General features: G+C 66.0%; 12 protein-coding genes. 4 read left to right on the forward strand and 8 right to left on the reverse strand.

Features of this window, described 5'->3' with window-relative positions; genetic code table 11:
• Nucleotides 1-136 precede the first annotated feature (136 nt).
• From NCCP691_RS18490 to NCCP691_RS18505, 4 genes are all read right to left on the reverse strand, one after another.
• Nucleotides 137-1,219, reverse strand: coding sequence for a BMP family ABC transporter substrate-binding protein (locus NCCP691_RS18490; protein WP_238482497.1), 1,083 nt, complete (start codon nt 1,217-1,219; stop codon nt 137-139).
• Nucleotides 1,220-1,331: 112 nt separating this feature from the next.
• Nucleotides 1,332-2,246, reverse strand: a complete 915-nt coding sequence (locus NCCP691_RS18495; RefSeq protein WP_220810045.1) for an ABC transporter permease — start codon at nt 2,244-2,246, stop codon at nt 1,332-1,334.
• Nucleotides 2,246-3,307: an ABC transporter permease gene (locus NCCP691_RS18500; protein WP_220810046.1), complete on the reverse strand. Its 1,062-nt coding sequence runs from the start codon at nt 3,305-3,307 to the stop codon at nt 2,246-2,248. Before NCCP691_RS18500 ends, NCCP691_RS18495 begins: the two co-directional genes overlap by 1 nt.
• Nucleotides 3,300-4,826: an ABC transporter ATP-binding protein gene (locus tag NCCP691_RS18505; protein ID WP_220810047.1), complete on the reverse strand. Its 1,527-nt coding sequence runs from the start codon at nt 4,824-4,826 to the stop codon at nt 3,300-3,302. Before NCCP691_RS18505 ends, NCCP691_RS18500 begins: the two co-directional genes overlap by 8 nt.
• 318 nt (nt 4,827-5,144) lie before the next feature.
• Between NCCP691_RS18505 and NCCP691_RS18510 the strand changes: the two genes are divergently transcribed.
• Nucleotides 5,145-6,446: an NCS2 family permease gene (locus tag NCCP691_RS18510; protein ID WP_220810048.1), complete on the forward strand. Its 1,302-nt coding sequence runs from the start codon at nt 5,145-5,147 to the stop codon at nt 6,444-6,446.
• Between the two features lie 68 nt (nt 6,447-6,514).
• Here the strand turns inward: NCCP691_RS18510 and NCCP691_RS18515 are convergent, their stop codons facing one another.
• The gene (locus NCCP691_RS18515; RefSeq protein ID WP_220810049.1) at nt 6,515-6,712 is read right to left on the reverse strand and encodes a hypothetical protein; all 198 of its coding nucleotides are present in this window, start codon (nt 6,710-6,712) and stop codon (nt 6,515-6,517) included.
• 86 nt (nt 6,713-6,798) lie between these two features.
• On the reverse strand, nt 6,799-7,032 hold the full coding sequence (locus NCCP691_RS18520) for a hypothetical protein (protein ID WP_220810050.1): 234 nt from the start codon (nt 7,030-7,032) through the stop codon (nt 6,799-6,801).
• Between the two features lie 377 nt (nt 7,033-7,409).
• On the opposite strand from NCCP691_RS18520, the gene NCCP691_RS18525 reads away from it, so the two are divergent.
• The 3 genes from NCCP691_RS18525 to NCCP691_RS18535 all read left to right on the forward strand — a co-directional run bounded on the left by NCCP691_RS18525 (nt 7,410) and on the right by NCCP691_RS18535 (nt 11,546).
• Nucleotides 7,410-8,039, forward strand: a complete 630-nt coding sequence (locus NCCP691_RS18525; RefSeq protein WP_220810051.1) for a response regulator transcription factor — start codon at nt 7,410-7,412, stop codon at nt 8,037-8,039.
• A gap of 109 nt (nt 8,040-8,148) precedes the next feature.
• Nucleotides 8,149-9,408, forward strand: a complete 1,260-nt coding sequence (locus NCCP691_RS18530; protein ID WP_220810052.1) for an HlyD family secretion protein — start codon at nt 8,149-8,151, stop codon at nt 9,406-9,408.
• An 8-nt stretch (nt 9,409-9,416) separates the two neighbouring features.
• Entirely contained in the window at nt 9,417-11,546 is a 2,130-nt protein-coding gene (locus NCCP691_RS18535) for a peptidase domain-containing ABC transporter (protein ID WP_238482499.1), read from the forward strand.
• A 58-nt stretch (nt 11,547-11,604) separates the two neighbouring features.
• Here the strand turns inward: NCCP691_RS18535 and NCCP691_RS18540 are convergent, their stop codons facing one another.
• Both NCCP691_RS18540 and uraH read right to left on the reverse strand, forming a co-directional pair.
• A complete protein-coding gene (locus NCCP691_RS18540) occupies nt 11,605-11,877 on the reverse strand; it encodes a hypothetical protein (protein WP_220810054.1) in 273 nt (90 codons plus the stop codon).
• Between the two features lie 294 nt (nt 11,878-12,171).
• Nucleotides 12,172-12,525: a hydroxyisourate hydrolase gene (uraH, locus tag NCCP691_RS18545; RefSeq protein WP_220810055.1), complete on the reverse strand. Its 354-nt coding sequence runs from the start codon at nt 12,523-12,525 to the stop codon at nt 12,172-12,174.
• Between the last annotated feature and the right edge of the window lie 89 nt (nt 12,526-12,614).

Here is a 12,614-nt window from a genome sequence, read left to right on the forward strand (position 1 = left end):
ACCGGGAACGTCCGCACCTGGCCCTCCAATACAAAACGCCCGATGCAGTGCATCGGGCGTTTCAAAGGAGCGATCAGGCAGATAATTTACCCTGCTTAACCGTCAACCTATAGCAGGACGGGTCATGCCGGAACGCTTACTTCGTCGGCAGCTTGCCGACCACGCCTTCCACGTAGTAGTCCATCTTGTTGAGCGCGTCGTCGTTGAGCGCGCCCTTGTCGAGGCGGACCTTGCCTTCGTTGTCCTTGACCGGTGCGTCGAAGGGGGTGATCTTGCCGGACACGAGGTCTTTCTCGACGCTGGCGACCAGCTGCTTCACGTCGGCGGGCACGGCAGGATTGATCGCTTCGAGCTTGACGAAGCCGTCCTTGATGCCGCCCCAGACGCCGGTGGACTTCCACTTGCCGTCGATGACCTGCTGCGCGGCCTGGGTGTAGTAGTTGCCCCAGTGGTGGGTGACCGCGGCGAGCTGGGCCTTGGGTCCGAACTTCTTCATGTCGGAGTGATAGCCGACCGCGTACTTGCCCTTTTCCTCGGCGGCCTGGACGGCGGCGTGGGAATCGGTGTGGTGGGTGACGACGTCCGCGCCCTGGCCCATCAGCGTGATGGCGGCATCGCGCTCCTTGCCCGGGTCGAACCAGCTGTTGACCCAGACCACGCGCACCTCGGCCTTGGGATTGACGCTCTTCATGCCGCGCGTGAAGGCGTTGATGCCCTGCAGGACTTCGGGGATCGGGAAGGCGCCGACATAACCGGCGACGTTGGTCTTGCTCATCTTGCCCGCGAGGACGCCGGCCAGGTAGCGCGCCTCGTAGAAGCGGGCGTTGGCGGTGGCGACGTTGGGGGCGGTCTTGTAGCCGGTCAGGTGGACGAACTTGACGTTGGGGAATTGCTTGGCGACCTTCAGCGTCGGATTCATGTAGCCGAACGAGGTGGTGAAGATCAGCTTGTTGCCCTGTTGCGCGAGGTCGCGGATCACGCGCTCGGCGTCGGCGCCCTCGGGCACGCTTTCCACGTAGCGGGTGGTGAGCTTGCCGGCCAGTGCCTTTTCCATTTCCTTGCGCGCGATGTCGTGCTGGAAGGTCCAGCCGGCTTCGCCGATCGGGCTCACGTAGACGAAACCGACGCCGAGCGGGTCGGCGGCGAAGGCGGGGGCGGCGGCGACCGCGGGCAGGATGGCGAGCGCGGCCAGGGCGGTGCGCATGAAGCTTTTCGGCATGTTTTCCTCTGAAGATCTGCCCGCTGTTGGATATCGCGCGTCCCGCCGGCGGGACGGCGGCGGGACGCGAATGGTTATTCGGGCCATTCGGCCTGTTTGAGCTATTCGACCGTCAGTGCGGGTTGAAATTCTTGCCCAGCGAGGCCGGCATGTTCAGCTTGATCCAGCTTGCATTGGATGAAATCAGCACCAGTACCAGGATGGTCGCCAGATACGGCAGCATCGACAGCCACTGCGACGCGATCGGCACGCCCAGGCCCTGCACATGGAAGGCCAGGATGGTGACGCCGCCGAACAGATAGGCGCCGACCAGCACCCGCGCCGGGCGCCAGGTGGCGAAGGTGGTCAGCGCCAATGCGATCCAGCCGCGGCCGGCCACCATGCCCTCCACCCACAGCGGCGTGTACACCAGCGACATGAAGGCGCCGGCCAGCCCGCAGCAGGCGCCGCCGAACAGCAGCGCCGCCAGGCGGATGGCGCGCACGTTGTAGCCGAGCGCGTGGGCCGACGATGGCGACTCGCCCACCGCGCGCAGTACCAGGCCGGCGCGGGTGCGGTACAGGAACCAGATGATCGCGGCGCACAGCAGCAGCGACAGGTAGACCATCGGATGCTGGCGGAACAGCGCAGTGCCGAGGAAGGGAATGTCCGACAGGAAGGGCAGCGCGAATTTCGGATTTTCCAGGCTCTGGCCCACGTAGCTGATGCCGATGTAGGCGGAGGCGCCGCCGCCGAACAGCGACAGCGCCAGGCCGGTGGCATACTGGTTGGTCCCGAGCCAGACCGTCATCAGCGCGAAGAAGCCGCCAAGCAGCATGCCGGCCACGGCGGCGGCGATGAAGCCGAGGGTGACGCTCCGGGTGGTGACGGCGACCGCGAAGCCGACGATGGCGGCGACCAGCATCATGCCTTCCGCGCCGAGATTGACCATGCCGGATTTCTCGTTGATCAGCAGGCCGAGGGCGGCCAGCATCAGCGGCGTGCCGGCATTGATCGAGGCGGCGATCAGCGGAGCGATCGATTCCATTATTTCCTCCAGCTGAGTTTGTAGTGGATCAGCACGTCGCAGGCGAGCAGCGCGAACAGCAGGATGCCCTGGAACACGCCGGTGATCGCGCTGGGCATGCCGAGGCGCGACTGCGACAGTTCGCCGCCGATGTAGAACAGCGCCATGATGAAGCTGGAAAACACCACGCCGATCGGATGCAGGCGCCCGACATAGGCGACGATGATGGCGGCGAAGCCGTAGCCGGGCGAGACCGAGGGCGTGAGCTGCCCGATCGGGCCGATCACCTCTCCCACGCCCGCCATGCCGGCGAGCGCGCCGCAGGCGAGCATGGAACTCCAGAGCGCGCGGCGCGAGGAAAAGCCGGCATAGCGCGCCGCCGCCGGCGCCATGCCGCCGACCTGCAGGCGGAAGCCGGCAAAGCTGCGCGACAGGTAGACCCAGGCCAGCAGCGAGGCGCCCAGCGCCAGCAGCAGGCCGAGATGCAGGCGCGTGCCTTCGACGATCATCGGCAGCAGAAACCCGTCCGACAGCATGCGCGACTGCGGGAAATTGAAGCCCTGCGGATCGCGCAGCACGCCGTGCACCAGTACCGACAGCAGCAGCTGGGCGACGTAGACCAGCATCAGCGAGACCAGGATTTCGCTGGCATTGAAGCGGTCGCGCAGGAAGGCGGTGAGCGCCGCCCAGGCCATGCCGCCGAGCGCGCCGGCGATCAGCACCACGGCGATCATCAGCGCGCCGCCGCCTTCGCCGTCGTCGAAATACAGGCCGACGGCGCCGCCGGTGATCGCGCCCAGCACCAGCTGGCCCTCGGCGCCGATATTGAAGACGTTGGCGCGGAAGCAGATCGCCAGGCCGACCGCGATCAGCAGCAGCGGCGCGACCTTGACGCCGACTTCCGACCAGCCCTGCAGGTCGCGGATCGGCTCGATGAAGAACACCGCCAGCCCGCTCACCGGGTCCTTGCCGAGCGCGACGAAGAGGATGGCGCCGCACAGCGCGGTCAGCAGCACCGCCAGCAGCGGCGAGGTCCACGACATCAGCGCCGACGGGGCGGGCCTTTTTTCCAGCTTAAGCATGCCCCGTCTCCCCCTTGCCGGCCTGGTCCCACAGGCCGCTCATCCATAGTCCTATCATGTCCACCGTCGCCTCCCCGCGCGGTATCGAGGGCGACAGCCGGCCCTTGGCGATCACCACCAGCCGGTCCGAAATCTCGAACAGCTCGTCCAGTTCTTCCGACACCACCAGCAGCGCGCAGCCGGCGTCGCGCAGCGCCACCAGCTCGGCCCGGATCTGCGCCGCCGCGCCGACGTCCACGCCCCAGGTGGGCTGGGCCACGATCAGCACCCTGGGATCGCGCATGACTTCGCGGCCGACGATGTATTTCTGCAGATTGCCGCCCGACAGGCTGCCGGCGGTCGCCTGCGGTCCCGGCGCCTTGACCTTGAAACGCTTGATCACGGCCGCCGCGAGATGGCCGATCGCGCCGAAGCGGATCATGCCGCCGCGGATCATGCTGCTGTCCTGGTGCGAGAGCAGGATGTTCTGCGCCAGCGACAGGTCGGGCACCGCGCCGCGGCCGAGGCGCTCTTCCGGCACGAAGCCGAGGCCGCGCCGGCGCCGGCGGGCGGCGTTCAGGCGGCCGACCGCTTCGCCGCGCAGCAGGATGGCCTCCGGCGCGGCGCGGGTATCCTCGCCGGACAGCGCGGCCAGCAATTCCTGCTGGCCGTTGCCGGAGACGCCGGCGACGCCGACGATCTCGCCGGCGCGCAGCTCGAGGTTGATGTCCGACAGTTCGGTGCCGAAGGGATGGCTTTTCGGCAGCGACAGATGGCTGACCACCAGGCGGGTTTCTCCCGGTTCGCGGGGGGTGGCGTGGATCGCCGGCGGCTCGGCGCCGATCATCATGCGCGACAGGCTGGCCGAGCTTTCCTGCGTCGGATCGCACACGCCGGTGACCTTCCCGGCGCGCATGACGGTGCATTTGTGGCAGAGCGCGCGGATTTCGTCGAGCTTGTGGCTGATGTAGAGGATGCTGCAGCCCTCGGCCGCGAGCTGGCGAAGCGTGTCGAAGAGCTTTTCCACCGCCTGCGGCGTCAGCACCGAGGTCGGCTCGTCCAGGATCAGCAGCTGCGGCCTGGCCAGCAGCGCGCGCACGATCTCGACCCGCTGGCATTCGCCCACCGACAGGGTGTGCACATGGCGCTGCGGCTCGAGGTCGAGGCCATACTGGCGGGCGGTGGTGTCGATGCGGCGGCTCAGTTCGTCCAGGTCGGTATCGGCGGGCAGGCCGAGCGCGATGTTTTCGGCGACGGTCAGCGTGTCGAACAGGGAAAAGTGCTGGAACACCATGGCGATGCCGAGCTTGCGAGCCTCGGCCGGGTTGGCGATCTGCACTTCCCTGCCGTTCCACAGCACCTGGCCGGCATCGGGCTTGACCGCGCCGTAGATGATTTTCATCAGGGTCGACTTGCCCGCGCCGTTTTCGCCGAGGATGGAATGGATCTCTCCCGGGGCCACGTCGAGGTCGATGCCGTCGTTGGCCACCACCGAGGGGTAGCGCTTGGTGATGCTGCGGAGGGTCAGGCGGCTGTCCATATCTCGCTGTGCATGGAGCTGCCGCAAATGCCGCCGGCAGTTCGGTCGTTGATCATTCTCGTTCCTGGCAAAAATTACAGGAAACCGGCGGTCGCCATATAGGTTTGCCTTTATGGCAAATATAGCCGCTCCGCTATGCGGACGCCGGTTTTCGCCTGTACCCTCGTGCCCGCGAGTTGCGGGACAGGAATTGTAGAGTCAGCGCCGGCATATAGGAAGAGCAACTTCCCGTCCAAGCGCAAGTCATCAGGAGACAAGCAGGGCAAACAACACCTGCATGACAATTTAATAATTGCAAGAACATCACGAGGAGCGCGCATGAACGCGATCGAGCGTTTATTCAAACTGAAGGAACACGGCACCGACCTGCGGACGGAATTGCTGGGCGGCCTCACCACCTTTCTGACGATGGCCTACATCATCTTCGTTAACCCGTCCATCCTCGGCGACGCCGGCATGCCGAAGGACGCCGTCTTCGTCGCCACCTGCGTGGCCGCGGCGCTCGGCTCGCTGATCATGGGGCTGTACGCCAACTACCCGATCGCGATGGCCCCGGGAATGGGGCTCAACGCCTACTTCGCCTACGGAGTGGTCAAGGGCATGGGCTACAGCTGGGAAGCGGCGCTCGGCGCGGTCTTCATTTCCGGCCTGCTGTTCATCTTCATCAGCGTGATCAGGGTGCGGGAAATGATCGTCAACGGCATTCCGCGCTCGGTACGCATCGCCATCACCGCCGGCATCGGCCTGTTCCTCGCCATCATCTCGCTCAAGAACGCCGGCATCGTCGCCGCCCACCCGGCGACGCTGATCACCCTCGGCAACCTGCACGCGGCGCCGGCACTGCTGGCCATCCTCGGCTTCTTCGCCATCGTCGCGATGGAAAAGCTGCGGGTCAAGGGCGCCATCCTGATCGGCATCGTGCTCGTGACCTTCCTCAGCTTCCTCTTCGGCGGCAACCAGTTCCAGGGCATCTTCTCCGCCCCGCCATCGCTGGCGCCGACGCTGCTCAAGCTGGATGTGTCGGCCGCGCTGTCGGTCGGCATCCTCAACGTGGTGCTGGTGTTCTTCCTGGTCGAGCTGTTCGATGCTACCGGCACCCTGATGGGCGTGGCCAGCCGCGCGGGACTGATCAGGCAGGGCAAGATGGAAAGGCTGAACAAGGCCCTGCTCGCCGACAGCTCGGCGATCGCCGCCGGCGCGCTGCTGGGCACCTCGAGCACCACCGCGTACATCGAGAGCGCCTCCGGCGTCCAGGCGGGCGCCCGTACCGGCCTGGCGGCGGTCGCGGTGGCGGTGCTGTTCCTCGCCTGCCTGTTCATCGCGCCGCTGGCCGGCGCGGTGCCGGCCTATGCGACCGCGCCGGCGCTGTTCTACGTGTCCTGCCTGATGCTGCGCGAGCTGGCCGACCTGGAATGGGATGACGTGACGGAAAGCGTGCCTGCGGTGATCACCGCACTGATGATGCCGTTCACCTATTCGATCGCCAACGGGGTGGCGTTCGGCTTCATCTCTTATGCGGCGCTCAAGCTGCTGACCGGGAAGGCGAGGCAGGTTCCCGTCATCGTATGGATCATCGCCGGCATCTTCGTGATCCGGTACGTGTACCTGGGCGCGGAGTAGTCCCGCCGGCCGGGCGGGGACGCCCGGCAAGCCTCGCGGCCCGCTGGGGCTGCGAAGGCCTCTTCCCCTCAGTCGCGCACGCGGGTCTTCACGTAGCGCCAGATCAGCGGAGCGACCATCACGGTCGCGACCAGCGCGATCAGGACCCACGCCGGTCCGAAAGGCTCTCCCCGCCGCATGGTCTCCGAGAAGTAGAACTGGGCCGTCACGGCAACGAAGAAACTGACGCAGGCCGATGCCCAGACGAGGTGCTTTCTCTGTTTCATGTTGTCCTCCTCGTGCCGCAGGGTCGCACCCGTGCGAAGTGCGACCTGACAGCAATGAGTCTATTGCGGCTTTGGACGGGAGAGTGTCACCACCCGCTTACGTAGCTGTCGTAGATGAACGAGCCTATGCCGTATCCGATCCCGAACGAGGCACCTGCTGCGGCGCCGAGCGCGCCGCCCATAGCCGCGCCAGTCAAAGTGTTCGTCAGCACGACTCCGCCGAGAGCGCCAAGGCCGCTTCCTATGCCGATACTGTCCGAAAGCATTCCTCCGCCACTAATCTGCCCTATTTCGTTTGCTGTCAGTTCCTGAATCGCCATGCCTGCTCCTTTTCAAATCGAATCATGTGAATCCATCCGAACGTGATGGGCCCTTGTGCTTCGGCCGAAGCGAACTGCCGTCGGTTGATGAAAGTCGATCGTCCCGACAGGCGAGAACCATCGTAGCAAGAAGCAGTCGGGCCCGATATATGCAATTTCTCATGGGTCGCCAGGAATGAGGCAATCCGTACACATGTAATTTCTCATGGGTGCGCGTCCTCATGCGCTCGCGTTTCACTCTCGCGTCCTCCATCCTCCGGCCCGGACTTTTAACGCTCCTTGAATTCAAGGATGAATAACGGGTTGCAAATAATTTAAAGGTGTATTTAGAATCGTCGGCTTGGCATTTCGAAACCATCGGCCTTGGGAGAGCACAAGTGCAGAGCGGCTCCGATAGCAAGCGGGTCCTGATCATCGAGGACCAACCCCTGATTGCCTTTGCGATGCAGAGGCTCATGCACAGGATAGACGGCGCCATTGCAATGACGACCTGCGGCTGTGCCGGCAGCGCGCTGCGTGCGCTGCGGCAGCGCGAAGACTGGCACCGCGTCTTCCTCGCACCCGACATGCCGGGAGCGGAAGGCATGTCGCTCGTGCGGAGGCTGTGCGATCTCGACTTCGCGGGCCGCTGCACGCTGGTCGCGCAGTCGGCCAACCCGGCGTGGATACACGAAGCGAGGGCGTCGGGACTGCTCGGCTACATACTCTGCAGCGTGCCGGTCGAACGCTTCGAGTCGGACCTGCGCGCGGTGCTGGAAGGGCGCCGCGTATTCCCGCCGGCGCATATGCCGCCCGCGCTCATCCGGCTCACGCCGAGGCAGCAGGAAGTGCTTGCGCTGCTGCGCCGCGGCTGCTCGTCGAAGGAAATCGCCGCACGGCTGAAGATCAGCGAAGGCACCGTCAACAATCATGTCGCCTCGCTGATCCGCCAGTTCGGCGTCTCCAATCGGACCCAGGCCATTGCCCGCGCGATCGAACTGGGCTATCTGCGATGGCAGTCGAACTAGACGGCGTGTCTCATTTCCGCCCACCCATGAGAAATTGCATATATGCGCGACGCGCCGCGCGCGCTAGCATCGCCGGTCTGTTCATCACGCCCGCGTGGCAAGCAAGCGCATGACGAGACGCAGCACGATATTCCGCGCGGAAGCCCTGGCCGCGAGAAGCGGGCAATGGATGGGCGACATCATCCTCGTCCGGCCGCTGTCGTTCGCATTCCTGAGCGGGGCCGCGGTCCTGGCGGCCGTCGTCGTCGTGCTCTTCCTCGCATTCGGGAGCTACACGAGGCGCGCGACGGTGTCCGGACAGCTGCTGCCCGCCACCGGCCTGCTGAAGGTGCACACGCCGCAGGCGGGCATCGTGATCGGGAAACACGTCGCCGAAGGTCAGCCGGTCAGTCGCGGCGACATCCTCTACACGATTTCCGGCGAGCGCCACAGCGGCAGCCTCGGCAGCACCCAGGACCTGGTCGCGGCCCAGCTTGCCGCCCGCCGCCGTTCGCTGCGCGATGAAGCCGACAAGCACCGGCTGCTGTACCGCGAGGAGAAGATCGCCCTCGGCAAGCGCATGGACAGCCTGCAGCGCGAGGCCGACCGGCTCGCGGCGCAGAAGGAAGACCAGAAGAGCCGGCTGCGCATCGCCGAGGAGACGCACCATCGCTACCGGGATTTGCTCGCGCAGGCCTATGTGTCGCGCGAATCGGTGCAGCAGAAGCAGGCGGACGTGCTGGACCAGCGGGCCCGCCTGCAGAACCTGGAACGCGAAAGCCTCGCGATCGAGCGGGAGCTTGCGGCGCGCCGCCATGAACTCGGCAGCCTCGCCCCCAGGCTGGAGAATCAGCTGGCCCAGATCGATCGCGCGGTCGCCGGCATAGAACAGGAGATGACCGAGAACGACGCACGCCGCCGCATCGTGATCCAGGCGCCCGAAGCCGGGATTGCCACCGCGGCGCAGGCGGAGCCCGGGCAGGCGGTGGACGCCGCGCGCCCGCTGGTCAGCATCGTTCCGCGTCATGCCCGGCTGCAGGCACAGCTCCACGCCCGCAGCCGCGCGGTCGGCTTCATCAGGCCGGGCGACCGGGTGCTGCTGCGCTACACCGCCTATCCGTACCAGAAATTCGGTCACGCGGACGGCGTGGTCGCCGCGGTCGCCCGCACCGCGCTGCCCGGCGACGAACTCAACAACGACGCGCCGCATGAGGCCGCCGAACCGGTCTACCGCATCACCGTCAGCCTCGCCTCGCAGACCATGATGGCATACGGCAGGCCGCAGCCGCTGCAGTCCGGCATGCTGGTCGAAGCGGATCTGCTGCAGGAGACCCGCCGGCTCTATGAATGGGTGCTGGAACCGCTCTACAGCATGGGGCGCAGGCTGTGAGCGGCGGCATGATCGCATCCGCCCTCGACGCGCTGTCCTTCGGTTTCGCCGGCAAGCTGCCGGTGATGCTGCAGACCGAGGCGGCCGAATGCGGGCTGGCCTGCCTCGGCATGATCGCCGCCTACCACGGCCACCGCACCGACTTGTCGACCCTGCGGCACCGCTTTCAGATCTCGCAGAAAGGCGCGACGCTCGCGCATCTCCAGCGTGTCGCCGGCCGCATGAAACTCGCCTCGCGCGCAGTCAAGCTGGATCTGAACGAACTGCACCAGCTGCGCCTGCCCTGCATCCTGCACTGGGATTTCAACCACTTCGTCGTCCTCAGGGCGGTCGGGCCGCGGCATCTCATCGTCCACGATCCGGCCTTCGGCATGCGCAGGCTGCCATTGGCGGAGGCATCGCGTTCCTTCACCGGCGTCGCGCTCGAACTCTGGCCCGACACCGACTTCCGGCCCATGGATGAACAGCGGCCGGTCCGCCTGGGGGCGCTCACCGGCAGCATACGGGGACTGTCCGCGTCGCTGGTCCAGGTGCTGCTGGCGCTGTCGCTGGAGGTGGTCTCCCTGATCAGCCCGTTCTTCCTGCAGTGGGTGGTCGACAACGTGATCGTCTCCGCCGACCGCGATCTGCTCACCACGCTGGCGCTCGGCTTCGGGCTGCTGATGCTGCTGCAGCAGGCGATCGCCACGATCCGGGCCTGGGTCATCATGTACCTCGGCACCACGCTCAACATCCAGTGGCGCGCCAACGCATTCGCCCACCTCACCCGGCTGCCGGTGCAGTATTTCGAGAAGCGCCATCTCGGGGACGTGGTGTCGCGTTTCGGCGCGATCGACCAGATACAGCGCACCATGACCACCTCCTTCATCGAGGCGGTGCTCGACGGCATCATGACGATCGCGACGCTGGCGATGATGTTCCTGTACAGCGCCGCGCTCGGCTGGATCGCGCTCGGCGCGATGCTGCTCTACGCGCTGTCGAGGCTTGCCTGGTACCGGCCGCTGCGCGCCGCCACCGAGGAGCAGATCATCCATGCGGCCAAGCAGCAGAGCCATTTCCTGGAGTCGGTACGCGGCATCAAGGCGATCAAGCTGTTCCAGCGCCAGGACGAACGCCGCGCGGCATGGCTGTCCCTGCTGGTCGACCAGATCAATGCCGACCTGCGCACGCAAAAGCTGCAGCTGCTGCTGCGGCTGATACACGGGCTGCTGTTCGGCCTGGAGAACATCCTCGTCATCTGGCTCGGCGCCCACCTGGTGATCGACGGCCATTTCACCGTGGGCGCGCTGATGGCCTTCCAGTCCTGGAAGGGACAGTTCGACAGCCGGGTGGGCGGCTTGATCGACAGGCTGGTGGAAGTCAGGATGCTGCGCCTGCACGGCGCCCGGCTCGCCGACATCGTGCTCAGCGAACCGGAGGACACCGCATGCGGGACGGAACCGGACGTCGTGCCCGCCAGTGCGGCCGACATCGAGATCACCGGTCTCAGGTTCCGCTACGCCGAGCAGGAAGCCTACGTGCTCGACGGCGTCGACCTGCGCATCCGCGCCGGCGAGTCGGTCGCCATCATCGGCCCGTCGGGCGGCGGCAAGAGCACGCTGATCAACATCATGCTCGGCATACTCGCGCCGACCGAAGGCAGCGTGCGCGTCGGCGGCCAGCCGGTGACGGGCGCCGGGCTGGCGCGCCTGCGCACGACGGTCGGCACGGTGCTGCAGGACGATGCGCTGTTCGCCGGATCGATCGCGGAAAATATCAGCTTCTTCGATCCGCATGCCGATTTCGCCCATATCGTGGCATGCGCGCGCATGGCGGCGGTGGCCGAGGATATCGAGGCGATGCCGATGGCCTGGAACACGCTGATCGGCGACATGGGCACGGTGCTGTCGGGCGGACAGAAACAGCGCATCCTGCTTGCGCGCGCGCTCTACAAGCGGCCGAAGATCCTCATCCTCGACGAGGCGACCAGCCATCTCGACCTGACGCGGGAACACGCGGTCAACGCGGCGGTGAAGTCGCTCGCGATCACGCGAGTGATCGTCGCTCACAGGCCGGAGACGATTGCGAGCGCGGACCGGGTGGTGGTGCTGGTGGACGGGAAGGTGAGGCAGGATGGGGAGATGTTGCGCTATAGCTGAGGGCGGCGGGCAGACGAAGGGGTGCGGCCTTCGCGTCGCATCGCGAACGCCCGCCACCTCATTCGCGCTGCTTCCGTCGATTCCTCCGTCCGGCCTCCCAGCGCACCAGGGGAATGACGCCGAAGCAAAGCGCCGTGTGCGCAGCGATCCACCCGGGTTTTTCGAACCAGCTGACATTCTCGCCGAAGAAGATGACGCGGGCACTAAATGCCGCCCATGAGAGAGCGGCCCAGGCGAATGCCGCGCGCATCGTCCCCTTCTCCACCGACGGATAGATCCTGAAGAGGGCGAACAGGCCGACGCCGTGGAGGACCGCTTCGAGCGCAGTCATCGACTGGAAGACGCGACGGAGACCGCCGTCCCGTTATGCCTGCCGAAGGAAACCCGGAAAGCCTTGCTGTGGGGAGCGCGCGTCCGGCGGATCCCGGAGGCTGTTATAAGAACCAAAGATGGCAGGGCAGGATTTTCGGACATGTCTGTTCCTTGAGCTTGGGAAGAGCGTCGCCAGTCGGTGCACGTGAAATGGTAGACGACACGGTACGGCCGCACCTATGCCATTCCTCACGATGTTGCAGAAATCCCAACGGCCCCTGCGGACCTCTCCCTCATCCCCGCCCCTGTCCGGTCAACTCCCCCGATACGTCGAATACGCCCAGGGCGACACGACCAGCGGCACATGGTAGTTCTGCGCAGGGTCGGCAATCCCGAAGGCGATGATCACCCGGTCGATGAAGCGGGGTTCCGGCAGGGTGACGCCCTGCCCGGCGAAGTAGTCGCCGGCGGCGAACACCAGTTCATACTGCCCCGCCTGCATCTCGTCGCCCTGCAGCAGCGGAGCGTCGCAGCGGCCGTCGCTGTTGGTGACGGCTTCCCTGACCAGGGTGCGGCCCTGGCCTTCGCAGCGGTAGAGTTCGACCGCGACGCCGGCGCCCGGCTTGCCCCGGGTGATGTCCAGTACATGGGTGCTGAGTTTTCCCATCCGTGTTCTCCTTGCGGCTCGTTGAGGATTGATAAACAAACCTGGCGATCATACCCTCCGGGCCCGGCGGGGCCATGCGGTGCTGCATA

Source organism: Noviherbaspirillum aridicola (genome assembly GCF_019656455.1).
Classification (GTDB): Bacteria; Pseudomonadota; Gammaproteobacteria; order Burkholderiales; family Burkholderiaceae_D; genus Noviherbaspirillum; species Noviherbaspirillum aridicola.

What these genes read in the sequence shown, in the direction of transcription:
- NCCP691_RS18505 (WP_220810047.1), bottom strand. Translation starts at nt 4,826, where the DNA reads ATGGACAGCCGCCTGACCCTCCGCAGCATCACCAAGCGCTACCCCTCG.
- NCCP691_RS18535 (WP_238482499.1), top strand. Translation starts at nt 9,417, where the DNA reads ATGATCGCATCCGCCCTCGACGCGCTGTCCTTCGGTTTCGCCGGCAAG.
- NCCP691_RS18510 (WP_220810048.1), top strand. Translation starts at nt 5,145, where the DNA reads ATGAACGCGATCGAGCGTTTATTCAAACTGAAGGAACACGGCACCGAC.
- NCCP691_RS18495 (WP_220810045.1), bottom strand. Translation starts at nt 2,246, where the DNA reads ATGGAATCGATCGCTCCGCTGATCGCCGCCTCGATCAATGCCGGCACG.
- NCCP691_RS18515 (WP_220810049.1), bottom strand. Translation starts at nt 6,712, where the DNA reads ATGAAACAGAGAAAGCACCTCGTCTGGGCATCGGCCTGCGTCAGTTTC.
- NCCP691_RS18490 (WP_238482497.1), bottom strand. Translation starts at nt 1,219, where the DNA reads ATGCCGAAAAGCTTCATGCGCACCGCCCTGGCCGCGCTCGCCATCCTG.
- NCCP691_RS18540 (WP_220810054.1), bottom strand. Translation starts at nt 11,877, where the DNA reads ATGACTGCGCTCGAAGCGGTCCTCCACGGCGTCGGCCTGTTCGCCCTC.
- NCCP691_RS18500 (WP_220810046.1), bottom strand. Translation starts at nt 3,307, where the DNA reads ATGCTTAAGCTGGAAAAAAGGCCCGCCCCGTCGGCGCTGATGTCGTGG.
- NCCP691_RS18520 (WP_220810050.1), bottom strand. Translation starts at nt 7,032, where the DNA reads ATGGCGATTCAGGAACTGACAGCAAACGAAATAGGGCAGATTAGTGGC.
- uraH (WP_220810055.1), bottom strand. Translation starts at nt 12,525, where the DNA reads ATGGGAAAACTCAGCACCCATGTACTGGACATCACCCGGGGCAAGCCG.
- NCCP691_RS18530 (WP_220810052.1), top strand. Translation starts at nt 8,149, where the DNA reads ATGACGAGACGCAGCACGATATTCCGCGCGGAAGCCCTGGCCGCGAGA.